Annotated in this window: 11 protein-coding genes; 2 read left to right on the top strand and 9 right to left on the bottom strand. The window is 53.5% G+C overall.

Annotated features, from left to right (window positions below):
- Positions 1-19 precede the first annotated feature (19 nt).
- Positions 20-988 carry a DNA-binding protein YbiB gene (gene ybiB, locus ACLGE8_RS06545; RefSeq protein ID WP_410997352.1) on the top strand — a complete coding sequence of 323 codons (969 nt, stop codon included), beginning with the start codon at positions 20-22 and terminating at the stop codon, positions 986-988.
- 218 nt (positions 989-1206) lie between these two features.
- On the opposite strand, the gene ybiJ is transcribed toward ybiB, so the two are convergent.
- The 4 genes from ybiJ to ACLGE8_RS06525 all read right to left on the bottom strand — a co-directional run bounded on the left by ybiJ (position 1207) and on the right by ACLGE8_RS06525 (position 6059).
- On the bottom strand, positions 1207-1467 hold the full coding sequence (gene ybiJ, locus ACLGE8_RS06540; RefSeq protein WP_185666760.1) for a DUF1471 family protein YbiJ: 261 nt from the start codon (positions 1465-1467) through the stop codon (positions 1207-1209).
- 464 nt (positions 1468-1931) lie between these two features.
- Positions 1932-2609, bottom strand: coding sequence for a PKHD-type hydroxylase YbiX (gene ybiX, locus ACLGE8_RS06535; RefSeq protein WP_410997350.1), 678 nt, complete (start codon positions 2607-2609; stop codon positions 1932-1934).
- 47 nt (positions 2610-2656) lie between these two features.
- Positions 2657-4939: a catecholate siderophore receptor Fiu gene (locus ACLGE8_RS06530; RefSeq protein ID WP_410997348.1), complete on the bottom strand. Its 2283-nt coding sequence runs from the start codon at positions 4937-4939 to the stop codon at positions 2657-2659.
- A gap of 499 nt (positions 4940-5438) precedes the next feature.
- Positions 5439-6059, bottom strand: a complete 621-nt coding sequence (locus tag ACLGE8_RS06525; RefSeq protein WP_410997346.1) for a flavin reductase family protein — start codon at positions 6057-6059, stop codon at positions 5439-5441.
- Positions 6060-6155: 96 nt separating this feature from the next.
- Here ACLGE8_RS06525 and rlmF point away from each other — a divergent pair, with 96 nt between their 5' ends.
- Entirely contained in the window at positions 6156-7082 is a 927-nt protein-coding gene (gene rlmF, locus ACLGE8_RS06520) for a 23S rRNA (adenine(1618)-N(6))-methyltransferase RlmF (RefSeq protein WP_410997344.1), read from the top strand.
- A 42-nt stretch (positions 7083-7124) separates the two neighbouring features.
- On the opposite strand, the gene glnQ is transcribed toward rlmF, so the two are convergent.
- The 5 genes from glnQ to rhtA all read right to left on the bottom strand — a co-directional run bounded on the left by glnQ (position 7125) and on the right by rhtA (position 11418).
- Positions 7125-7847 (bottom strand): glutamine ABC transporter ATP-binding protein GlnQ, encoded by a 723-nt coding sequence (glnQ, locus tag ACLGE8_RS06515; protein WP_395595384.1) that lies wholly within the window; start codon positions 7845-7847, stop codon positions 7125-7127.
- Complete coding sequence (glnP, locus tag ACLGE8_RS06510; RefSeq protein ID WP_035892271.1) at positions 7844-8503, bottom strand: glutamine ABC transporter permease GlnP; 660 nt, start codon at positions 8501-8503, stop codon at positions 7844-7846. The genes glnQ and glnP overlap by 4 nt, the downstream gene beginning before the upstream one ends.
- A 121-nt stretch (positions 8504-8624) precedes the next feature.
- On the bottom strand, positions 8625-9371 hold the full coding sequence (gene glnH, locus ACLGE8_RS06505; RefSeq protein ID WP_185666687.1) for a glutamine ABC transporter substrate-binding protein GlnH: 747 nt from the start codon (positions 9369-9371) through the stop codon (positions 8625-8627).
- Between the two features lie 363 nt (positions 9372-9734).
- Positions 9735-10238: a DNA starvation/stationary phase protection protein Dps gene (gene dps / locus ACLGE8_RS06500; RefSeq protein WP_123651747.1), complete on the bottom strand. Its 504-nt coding sequence runs from the start codon at positions 10236-10238 to the stop codon at positions 9735-9737.
- Between the two features lie 292 nt (positions 10239-10530).
- The gene (gene rhtA, locus ACLGE8_RS06495; protein WP_410997341.1) at positions 10531-11418 is read right to left on the bottom strand and encodes a threonine/homoserine exporter RhtA; all 888 of its coding nucleotides are present in this window, start codon (positions 11416-11418) and stop codon (positions 10531-10533) included.
- Between the last annotated feature and the right edge of the window lie 335 nt (positions 11419-11753).

The raw sequence follows: 11753 nt of genomic DNA, 5'->3' as shown, positions 1-11753 counted from the left end.
CATGTAAAAGGAGCAGCACATGGATTATCGCAAAATCATCAAAGAGATCGGGCGCGGTAAAAATCACGCCCGTGACCTGGACCAGGAGACCGCGCGCGGCCTGTATAGCCATATGCTGGACGGCGACGTGCCGGAACTGGAAATGGGTGCGATTTTGCTCTCCATGCGTATTAAGGGCGAAGGCGAAGCGGAGATGCTCGGCTTCTACGACGCGATGCAGCAAAAGACGCTGCGCTTAACGCCGCCGGCAGGCAAACCCATGCCTATCGTCATTCCGAGCTATAACGGCGCGCGTAAACAGGCCAACCTGACGCCGCTGCTGGCGATGCTGCTGCACAAGCTGGGCTTCCCGGTGGTGGTGCACGGCGTGAGCGAAGACCCTACCCGTGTCATTACGGAAACCATTTTCGCCCTGATGGGCATTGAGCCTACTCGCCACGCCGGTCAGGCACAGGCGAAGCTCGAAGGCCATCAGCCGGTCTATATTCCGGTTGGCGCATTGTGTCCGCCGCTGGAGCGACAGCTGAATTTCCGCTGGCAGCTAGGCGTGCGCAACAGCGCCCATACGCTGGCGAAGCTTGCCACGCCGTTTGAAGAGAGCGCCGCGCTGCGTTTGTCCAGCGTGTCTCACCCCGAATACGTGGGGAAAGTGGCGAAATTCTTTGCTGATATTGGTGGGCGTAGCCTGCTGATGCACGGGACGGAAGGCGAGGTGTACGCCAACCCACAGCGTTGCCCGCAGATCACGCTGATCGATGCCGAGGGAGCGCGAGTGGTTAATGAACGTCAGAGCGAGCAGCCCGAGACGGAAGTGGTGCTGCCGTCAAGCAAGGATCCAGAAATCACCGCCCAATGGATTGAGCGCTGTGTGGCGGGCGTTGAGCCGGTGCCGCATTCGCTAAAAATTCAGCTCGCGTGCTGTCTGCTGGCGACGGGTGAAGTGCAGAGTATTGAAGAAGGGCTGACGCGCGTCGCGCAGTCGTATTAAGCCGTCGTGCTTTCCCGGGGGCGGCGTAAACGCCTTGCCCGGGCTACATTACCCGTAACCCGGGCGAGGCGAAGTGACCCCGGGATCAACACCATCCCACCAAATTCCACGCAAAAAAAAGCCCGGCGTGGCGGCCGGGCAAATAAGGGTATCAACAAGTTCAATGAGGGTTGGAGCACCCGCGAGAGGTCAGGCTCACGGGGTATTACATCGGTTGGTTATTTGTAGATAACCGCGGTGCCGCTAACTTTGTTGTTGGTGTTAGCGGAGGTGATGCTGTAACCGGATGCGCCAGCGTCAGCGGCTTTCTGCGCCAGTTTTGCTTCCAGACCATCCAGCGTGCTTGCACCGTTCGCAGAGACCACACCAATTTCATTCATTTTCTGCGCTTGTTCCTGAGTGACCGGTTGGGCAGCAAAAGCACCGAAGGACAGAGTAGAAAGGGCAATAGCAGCAACAGCATATTTAATCGTTTTCATCATTAATCTCTCGCAGGTGATGTTGTTCGGATGACGTTGTTTCCGTCGATGTGAGAAGTATCACGTTTTTTTTCGACGGAATAAATCGAAGAGAATTGATGTCCATACTCAAAAAAATTGAACGATTATTAATGTATTGATTATTAATAAAATATTCATGAAATGAATATGTTTGCGGGGTGTCTAGCGGTAAGAACGCGATCTAGCGCACAATTTGCCACTTTATTTGCCAAAAAGCGTGCTCGTAAAGATAACCGATTGCTCTGTATATGCAGGTATAGATTTGTCATCAAGGCTGGTTTTATCGCCTTTAATTAGCATTATATTCCAATTAACGGATTGGTCGTAAATTTTTGTCATGAGTTTATTTTTTGATGGAGTGGTTTGCCGGTGATAGCCACTGATAGTCGTATCATCCGCCGCCCCTGTTTATCTCCATCATAAAATTTGAGAAATATTTCGGGCTAAATTTCTGACCATTCCCGCAGCAGGTTATGGTAGAGATTAAGCAGCGAAAGCGCCTCTTCTGACTCACCGTGACGGCGTTTTAAAGATTGAATATTGCCATCAAGCTCAAACAGCATGGCGCGACGTTTGTCATCGCGAATCATTGACTGAATCCACATAAAGGAGGCGATGCGGACGCCTGAGGTCACCGGCGTGACGCAGTGCAGGCTGCTGGAAGGGTAGAGCACCAAATCGCCCGCCGGAAGCTTCACCGCGTGCTGGCCGTAGGTATCGTTAATGGTTAGCTCGCCACCCTCATAGCTTTCCGGGTCGGACAAAAACAGCGTGGCGGAGAGGTCGGTGCGCATCCAGCCGCTTTGCGGGTGCTGGCGTACCGCGCCATCGACGTGAAAACCGTAGGTCTCCTGCTGCTGGTAACGGTTGAACAACGGGCTGGAGATCGTCCTGGGCAACGCGGCGGCGAAGAACAGCGAGTGACGATTCACCGCCTCCAGTACTTTTGCCTGTAGGCGGACGTAGCGTTCGCTGCGAGTGTCGACCTGCTGATTTTGCTTCACCTGCGCTCCCTGCGCGCCGACGGTCGCTCGGCCATCTACCCACTCCGCCTGGCTCAACTCTTCAACAAGCAGACGAACCTCGTCGGCGTTCAATACGCCAGGAATGCGGTACATCATGGGAATCTCTCCTTAAAAAAAGTGGGGCTTGCGCCCCACGATGATACTTAGAAGTGTACGTTAGCCGTTAACACGAAGGTTCTCGGCTCGCCCGGATGATAGCGATAGCCGCTCTTGTTGATCGAGGCAACATAGTTGGTATCAAACAGGTTATAGGCGTTCAACTGCAGGTCGAGCGTGCTGTTTACGCGATAGCCAATCTTGGCATCGGCAACCCAGTAGCTGTCGGTGGAGTTTGGTGTGCCGACGGCACCATCAGTACCACGGCGCATGCTACCAATATAACGTGCACCCGCGCCGACGGAAATGGCATCGGTGGCCTGATACTGGCTCCACAGGGTGAACGCATGCTCCGGCGTGTACGGCAGTGAAGATGAGCCGTCCTGCGCAACATCGGCACCCTGCTGGATGGTCGCGCGCTGCTGCGTAAAGCCGCCAATGACCTGCCATTCTGGCGTGATGTTGCCGGCAACGGAGATTTCATAGCCTTCTACGCGTTTGGTGCCGTACTGCGAATAGGTGCCGTCGTCGTTGGCTTCAACGTCGTTTTCAATATCGGTACGGAACAGTGCCGCCGACAGCAGCAGGCGTTTATCCAGCAGCTCCCACTTGGTGCCCGCCTCGCTGGTTTTGGCCTTCTGCGGCTTAAAGTCGGTACGGTTGGCGCTGTTGCCCGTGCCGCCAGCGGCCAGCGCGAAGTTGCTGCCGCCCGGAGGCTGCTGGGAGATGGCGTAGTTGACGTAGACGTTGCCGTTTTGCGTCAGGTGATACAGCGCCCCCGTTTTCCAGTTGACCAGATTACCCGATTTGGTCGCATCGACGGTGGTGACCGGGCTATTTTTGGCAACGCCCGCCGGGCAGGCAACCGCGCCACGGCCCGTACCGCCACAGAGTGAGGCGCTGTCATATTCGGTGTGATAGCTATCCAGGCGAATGCCGCCGTTCAGCTCAAAATCACGGGTAATTTGCAGCGTATCGAACGCGTAAACACCAAAGGTATCGGTCTGACCGTTAGCGTTAGCGCCGCTGCGGCTCAGGCTGCCGATGTTGACGTTACTGTTCGGGTTATACAGATTCACCGCCGGGGCGGTCATTGGATAGACGCCGTAGTTAGTCTGCTGCTCGTGGGTAAACTCGACGCCGGTGCTGATATCGTGGCCGATAGCGCCGGTGTAGAACTTCGAGGTCAGGTTGGTCTGGTTGGTCAGGATCTTGTTGCTCACGTCTTTGGTGTTGACGTTGCGCGTCCAGGTCCAGGTACCGACATCGTTAGGGTTTGGTCGACCGATGTTAGTTGCCCCACCCATCACCGCCGTCATCAGATAGTCCTGCTTAATCTGCGACCAGCGGGTGGTATTGCGGAGGGTGGTGGTGTCGTTGAAGTCGTGCTCGAAACGCATCGTCGCCGTGTCGGTGGTAGAGTCGTCGTAGTCTGAGTTGGTGCCGTAGAAGTTGTGTGTATCGACTTTGCCTGAGCTATTCAGCGCTGATGTGGCGGCGTTTGGCGCGGAGTAGCCCGGCAGACCTACGGTTGGTACACCGCCATCCGGTGTGTTGTGCTGGGTGACGTGCAGATAGTTCAGGTACAGACGGTTTTGCGTACCGAGACCAAAGGCGATGGAAGGGGCAACGCCGTAGCGCTCATTTTTCACGTTATCACGCCCGGCGTCGTGGGTTTTTTCCCCCATCAGGTTTAAGCGCACGGCGGTGGTGTCGCCGATCGCTTCGTTCAGATCCAGCGTGCCGCGGCGATACCACGCGCTGCCTACGCTTGCCGAAGCATCGATACCAGAGTCCAGGCGCGGCTGCTTGCTGATCATATTGATAGAGCCCGTCGGCGCGCTGCGGCCATAGTCTGAACCAGACGGGCCTTTAATCACTTCTACCTGTTCGGTGTTGAAGGTGTCACGCGTCACGCTGCCGATATCACGAATGCCATCGATGTAGATACTGTTCGACGTATCCGCACCGCGCATATAGATGGTATCGCCAGTCGATGAACTGCCGTTTTCACCCGCAAAGAATGCGCCCACGCCCGGCACGTTTTTCAGCGCATCGGTCAGGTTGGTGGCACCCTGATCCTTAAGCACCTGCTCGGAAATCACCGTCACGGTACGCGTGGTGTCGGCAATCGGGCGGCTGAATTTCGGGTCGGCTGATTTTGTCGGGGCATACAGTGACGGGGCTTGCGCTTCAACAACCAGCGTATCTCCCTGGCTTTTTTCTTTACTGTCCGCGGCTTGGGCAGCAGGCGTCAGGCCAATACACAGCCCGGTAAAAAAGGTGAGCGAGCCAAAGCTGCTGAACGGGGTAGTGCGATTTTTATCCATATCAATGAGCGTCTTATAATTTTTAAAAGCGATGTTAAAGATGACAACCGGGCACGTCTTGTCCCCTTTGCCACTGCAGGTTGCTTAATTTTTTAAATGATGTTGATAATGATTGTGAGAAGCATTATCAAAACGCGTAACTTTTTATCACTCATTGAGCTAAAAATAAATACATTGCTTTACAGTTTCTTCATTTTTTATACATAAAGATTACATGCTGGTCGGAGTGGTTCCCGGAGTCGCTGCGCTCGCCTGGGCTACGAACCTGCCGCCCCGTAGCCTGGACGAGGCGTGTACGCCGACTCCGGGAGAAACCCGGCGTTAAAATTTGCGTGCCGCTTTCCACAAGAAAAACTGATGATTTGAGCTATACAGCGTTGAAGATTATGTTGTCGCAAGTGTGATAGGCAAGGCGCTATAACGGTGCAAACCGGAAACATAGGTAACACTTTAGCGCGTAGCCCGGGCGAAGCGTTTACGCCGACCCGGGGGGGCTCGATCACCCCTGACGCGCATCCGGGCGGATTAAATCAAACCGATGACGCTCATCAATGGTGTAATAGGCCGATGGCCCCCCAGCGCGGAGCACCGGCTGGGCTTTGGCGGTTTGGTAGATGCCATTTTCCAGCAGCGATTCATCAATATGAATGCCGACCACCTCGCCCAGCACCAGCCAGGTATCGACGGCGGTACCGTCTGCACCGGTGAGCTGAATACACTGTGACAGGCGGCACTCGAAGTTAACCGGGCTTTCAGCCACGCGAGGCGCTTTCACCAACTGACTGGCGGCTGCCGTGAGCCCCGCACGGGTGAACTCATCTTCACCGCGCGGCAGCGTGGCGGAGGTTTCGTTCATCGCGGTGGCTAAATCGCGCGTGGTCAGGTTCCAGACAAACTCTTTGGTCTCGACAATATTCTGCACGCTATCTTTCCAGCCGCTGCTGGCGAAACCGATGATCGGTGGGCGATAGTTAAAGCAGTTAAAAAAGCTGTAGGGCGCAAGATTGCGCCGCCCCTGCGGGTCGATGGAGGAAATCCAGCCAATAGGACGCGGGCCGACAATGGCGTTGAGCGGGTCGTGGGGCAGCCCATGTCCGTGGGAAGGCTCATAAAAATACATAGCGCACCTGATATTTAGAAGCAGGAATCCAGACTCACTTATTTACCGCACCGTCGTCAACGGGTATCTTACGCCGCATTACGACAGGAGAAAGTCATGAGTACCCAAAAACCGGGTTTACACCCGCGTAACCGTCATCATAGTCGCTACGATCTCGACGTGCTGTGCCAGGCCGTTCCCGCACTGCGTGATTTTATTACCCTCAGCCCGGCAGGCGAGCAGACCATCAACTTCGCCGATCCGCTGGCGGTGAAGACGCTGAACAAAGCGCTGCTGGCGCACTTTTATGCGGTCAAAGAGTGGGATATTCCGGAAGGTTTTCTCTGCCCACCGGTACCGGGACGCGCGGATTATATTCATCATCTGGGTGACCTGCTCAGCGATGAGAGCGGGAATGTAGTAAAAGGGGCCAGCATTCTGGATATTGGTGTCGGCGCAAACTGTATCTATCCGCTGATTGGCGCGCATGAATACGGCTGGCGTTTCACTGGCAGTGAAACGCACTCAGAAGCCTTTACCAGCGCGCAGGCAATCCTGAGCGCGAACCCGTCGCTGAACCGCATGATCCGTCTGCGTCGCCAGAAGGATACGACGGCGATGTTCAACGGCGTGATCCACAAAAACGAACAGTATGATGCCACGCTGTGCAACCCGCCGTTTCACGATTCGGCGGCCGCAGCGCGTGCGGGCAGCGAGCGTAAGCGCCGTAACCTGGGTCAGGACCGTGACGATGCGCTGAACTTTGGTGGCCAGCAGCAGGAGCTGTGGTGTGAAGGTGGGGAAGTGGCCTTTATCAAACAGATGATCGCGGAGAGCAAAGGTTTTGCTCGTCAGGTGATGTGGTTTACGTCGCTGGTATCCAAAGGCGAAAACCTGCCGCCGCTGTATCGTGCGTTGACCGATGCAGGTGCGGTGAAGGTCGTCAAAAAAGAGATGGCGCAGGGTCAGAAGCAGAGTCGCTTTATTGCCTGGTCGTTTATGGATGACGAACAGCGTCGTCGATTCCTCGCGCGCAAACGCTAAGAAAAAACGCCGTTTATCCCAAGGGAATAAACGGCGTTAGCATCAGGATACGTGCTGCAGGAACTCTTGCAGACGCTGGCTTGGTGGGTTCTTCACCAGCTCCTGTGGGTTGCCATCCTCGGCAATCCGGCCTTTATCAATAAAGATCAGGCGAGACGCCACTTTCTCGGCAAAGCCGATTTCGTGGGTCACGATAACCATCGTCATGCCTTCTTCCGCCAGATCCTGCATAACCTTCAGCACCTCGTGGCGCAGCTCCGGGTCGAGCGCTGAGGTTGGCTCATCAAACAACATCATCTTCGGTTTCACCGCCAGCGCACGGGCAATGGCCACGCGCTGCTGCTGGCCGCCGGAAAGCTCAGAAGGGTAGTGATGGGCGCGCTCGGCAAGACCGACCTTCGCCAGCAGATCTTTCGCCAGCTTTTCTGCCTCATCTTTGTTCAGACCGCGCACGCGGGTTGGGCCAAACATCACGTTCTCCAGCGCCGTTAGGTGTGGGAACAGATAGAACTGCTGGAACACCATCCCCGCTTCCTGGCGGATCAGGCGTTCGTCCACTTTCGGGTCGTTGACCTTCAGACCATCGACGATCAGGTCACCGCTGGTTATCTCTTCCAGTTTGTTAATGCAGCGCAGCAGCGTCGATTTACCGGAGCCGGACGGCCCGATAATCACCACCACTTCACCCTGTTTGACGTTGAGATCGATGTTATGCAGCACCTGGGTTTGCCCAAAGTGCTTAGAGACGTTTTTAAATTCAATCACAGGATTTTCATCCTTCTTTCAAGAACGCGGAGCACGATGTTGAGTACCTGCGTGATAATGAGGTAGATAACGCCAACAGCGGTCCAGATTTCCAGCGCGCGGAAGTTCCCGGCGATAATTTCCTGGCCGCTGCGGGTCAGCTCTGCGGCACCGATAACGATAAACAGCGAGGTATCTTTGATACTGATGATGAGCTGGTTGCCGAGCGCGGGCAGCATGCGGCGCAGGGCCAGCGGCATAATCACGTGACGAATGGTTTCGCGACGGGAAAGACCGAGCGCGAGACCGGCTTCGCTGAAACCTTTATGGATCGACAGCACCGAGCCACGGGTGATTTCAGCAATGTAGGCGCCGGAGTTGATCATGATGGTGATCACTGCTGCGGTGAAGGTGTCGATGCGAATATCCGGGAAGGCCATCGGCAGGGCGAAGTAGATATACATCACCTGCACGACGATCGGCGTACCGCGGATCACTTCAATGAATACGAGGGCAATGTGGTTAGCAATCCAGCCGCCGTAGGTGCGGGCCAGACCCGCCAGCAGACCGATAACAATACCGCCCGCCAGGCCGAGGATCGAAATCCACAGAGTCATTTTGGCGCCGTCCAACAAAATTGGAATGGCTGGCCAGATGACGCTCCAGTCAAACTGCATGATGTGTTCCTGTATACCGTGGTGAAAAATAAAAAATGAGCCAACGTGTGCTGACTAAAATTGTAGGCCCGGTAAGCGCAAGCGCCACCGGGCGTTACAGAACCTGATAAATCAGGTGGGTTTATTTAGGTTCAGTACCGAACCATTTTTTGTAGATTTCGTTGTAGGTACCGTTCTCGCGCAGCGTTTTCAGCGCGCCGTTAACTTTGGTGCGCAGCTCGTCGTTGCCTTTAGAGAACGCAATACCGTACTGCTGTGCTTCCAGAGATTCGCCTACCGCTTTGAACTGACCGTTACCGGCAGTTTTGATGAAGTAGAGAATGTTTGGCGTATCGTGCAGCACCGCGTCGGCGCGGTTAGTGCCTAATTCCATATACGCGTTATCGATGTTCGGGAACTGACGCAGGTCTTTGGTTTTGATGTTGGCTTTCGCGTAATCAACAGAACCGGTGCCGCTCTTCACAGCGACCACTTTGCCATCGAGATCTTTCACGCTTTTAATGTCGTTGTTGTTGGCTTTAACCATCACCAGCAGGCCGCTTTTGTAGTAGCCGTCGGAGAAGTCGACTGCTTTTTTACGTTCGTCGGTAATGGTGATACCCGCCAGCGCCAGGTCGATATTTTTGGTCTGCAGCGCAGGGATAATGCCGCTAAAGTCCATTGGCTTCAGGGTGTAATCCAGCTTCAGTTCTTTCGCAATCGCGGCCCACAGATCGATATCAAAGCCGACGTACTTGTCGCCTTGTTTGAACTCAAACGGAACGAACGCCGTGTCCGTTGCCACAACCAGTTGCTTGTCTGCAGCATGAGAAGAAACTGCAAAAGCCAGGGTGAGTGCAGCCAGTGAAACTTTAAACATAGACTTCATAGCATTTCCTTTTATATCCACGGGGCGATCCCCTGCGAGAACAATCGGTATATGAAAAAATCGTGCCAACATTACAATTCATTGTTTATCAACAAATAATACTTTTGGCTTTGCACAATTTCGGCAGGATAAATGTCCATATGCACCACAAGGGGGCACCAAAATAGTGCGTGAAAAAGATGTTGTTAAGTATGGTGATTTTTAGCGCAAACGTAGGGGAGAAAACAATCTTTTATTAACGATTGTGTGAGGTGATTATTACAAATGATTTACTTTGGCGGGGTTTATAACCGTTGTTGTGCACTTTTTTAGTGCGAAAGCCTTCCCGCCGGGCGACGGGAAGGAGACCGATCTTACTAAAGGTTATTCAATATTCGCTTCGATGAACCACAGGAACTTATCGAGATCGCGAGACGCCGCGGTGAAAATATCCGCCGTATCTTCATCTTTTGCTTCGCTAATAGCTTTACGCACGTCGTTAGCCACGATGGCATAGCGTTCGGCCAACGCTTTCAGGTGGTCCTGCACGCTGGTGATATCCAGCGGATAGCTTTTCAGCGGGGTCTGGGCATTGATAACCTGCGTGGTACCAAGCGCGATACCGCCGAGCTGCACGGCACGTTCTGCCATGGTGTCCAGATGATCGGTCAGCGCAGTACGGAAGCCGTCGAGCATCTCATGAACGGCGATAAAGTTGGCGCCGCGCATGTTCCAGTGCGCCTGTTTGGTAATCAATGACAGATCGATAAACTGCAGAACCTGACGATTGAGTAACGCAACGGTCGCCTGTTTTTCGCTATCCGGAACGTCGTTACGCGTATAGAGCAGATGGGCATTTTTTGTTTTAACCAGTTTTGCAGTACTCATAATCATATATCCTCTTGATCTGATACACCTATAAAGTCGTGTGTATCTGCGTCCTCATGAATTAACGAAAACAAGTATAGCACCGTCACCGGGACGGTATTTTCTGATTCTGCCTATAGGTTTGATAGTAACGGTAATGGGTTTGGTATTTGTTATTTAAAACAATGAGTTATAATCTTCATGGCGAGGTGATAATATTTTTAAGGCTGTTTTATTGATATGAAATAAAAAGTTATGCAATCGTATGGGGTTATTATGCATAGTGGCGTGCACTATGCATAATATAAAAAACCTAACCGATATCGACCTCTTTAATTTTACTTTCCTGCCGCATGGTTAGCGTTGAACCCATCGACGCAATAATAATGGCACCCAGCGCCAGCGTCTGATTGAAGGTCAGCATCTCGCCGAGAAAAACCATCCCAGAGAGGGCGGCCAGCGCCGGTTCCATGCTCATCAACGTCCCGAAGGTTCGCGTTGGCAAACGGGTGAGGGCAATCATCTCCAGCGAGTAGGGCAGCGCCGTGGAAAGCACGGCGATAGCAAGCCCCAGCGGTAATATCGACCAATGCCACAGCGCATCCGTTGCCTGTATTGCTCCCAGCGGCACAAACACGATTGCCGCAATCAACGAGCCCATGGCCACCGTTGCCGGGCCATGCTCTTCACCGGCACGTCGCCCGCTCAGAATATAGACCGCCCAGCCTGCACCGGCACCCAGCGCCAGCAGTGCGCCGGTTAAATCAACATGCGCCACATCCTCGCCCAGCGGCAGCAGGAACCACAGACCGGAGACTGCCAGAATCACCCAGATAAAGTCGACCGGGCGACGTGATGAAAAAAGCGCCACCGCCAGCGGGCCGGTAAACTCCAGCGCCACCGCGATACCCAGCGGAATACGCTGCAACGATAAATAGAACAGGTAGTTCATGGCGCCAAGCGAAAGGCCATAAAAGAGCAGCGGCAGTCGTTGTTCTTTGGCAAAGCGCAGCCGCCAGGGCTTAAATACCACGACGAGGATTAGGGTGCCTAACGCCAGACGCAGTGCGGTAACACCGGGAGCACCGATCAGAGGAAACAATGATTTAGCCAGCGAAGCGCCGCTCTGGATAGAGACCATTGAGATAAGAATAACGAGTATGGGTAACCATGACGGTACCTTGCGGGGCGTGCCGGGCATCTTCTTCCTGTCAGCTTTTGTCAAAAGAGGTAAAACCGGCAGTGTAATTGAAATAGTCGGCTACGGTTGAGGAATTGTTGAAAAAAAAGTGTCATGGAAGGGGTAGAATTTCTTCAGTCGAGGACATTTTGGCCTGTCAAACCAGGAATAATCTGGAAAAATTAACCTGGATTTTACCGACGTAGAGATAAGACTTAAGGTGAAAACATGTGGTTAATGAAAGGGATAGTGATTGATGGCAATAAAATGTTACATCATTGATGCCCTTAGACAGCGTTAGGTCGAAAGAGTTTCTTAACAATTTTTGATATATTTAAATCTTAGGACTTATTAGA

The organism is Kluyvera sp. 142486, from assembly GCF_046569695.1.
In the GTDB taxonomy this organism is placed as follows: Bacteria; Pseudomonadota; Gammaproteobacteria; order Enterobacterales; family Enterobacteriaceae; genus Kluyvera.
Note: the sequence above shows the minus strand (reverse complement) of the source record. Positions and strands in the feature narration are given on the sequence as shown.

Coding starts and splice junctions, on each gene's coding strand:
- ybiB (WP_410997352.1), top strand. CDS start 20: ATGGATTATCGCAAAATCATCAAAGAGATCGGGCGCGGTAAAAATCAC.
- ybiJ (WP_185666760.1), bottom strand. CDS start 1,467: ATGAAAACGATTAAATATGCTGTTGCTGCTATTGCCCTTTCTACTCTG.
- ybiX (WP_410997350.1), bottom strand. CDS start 2,609: ATGATGTACCGCATTCCTGGCGTATTGAACGCCGACGAGGTTCGTCTG.
- ACLGE8_RS06530 (WP_410997348.1), bottom strand. CDS start 4,939: ATGGATAAAAATCGCACTACCCCGTTCAGCAGCTTTGGCTCGCTCACC.
- ACLGE8_RS06525 (WP_410997346.1), bottom strand. CDS start 6,059: ATGTATTTTTATGAGCCTTCCCACGGACATGGGCTGCCCCACGACCCG.
- rlmF (WP_410997344.1), top strand. CDS start 6,156: ATGAGTACCCAAAAACCGGGTTTACACCCGCGTAACCGTCATCATAGT.
- glnP (WP_035892271.1), bottom strand. CDS start 8,503: ATGCAGTTTGACTGGAGCGTCATCTGGCCAGCCATTCCAATTTTGTTG.
- glnH (WP_185666687.1), bottom strand. CDS start 9,371: ATGAAGTCTATGTTTAAAGTTTCACTGGCTGCACTCACCCTGGCTTTT.
- dps (WP_123651747.1), bottom strand. CDS start 10,238: ATGAGTACTGCAAAACTGGTTAAAACAAAAAATGCCCATCTGCTCTAT.
- rhtA (WP_410997341.1), bottom strand. CDS start 11,418: ATGCCCGGCACGCCCCGCAAGGTACCGTCATGGTTACCCATACTCGTT.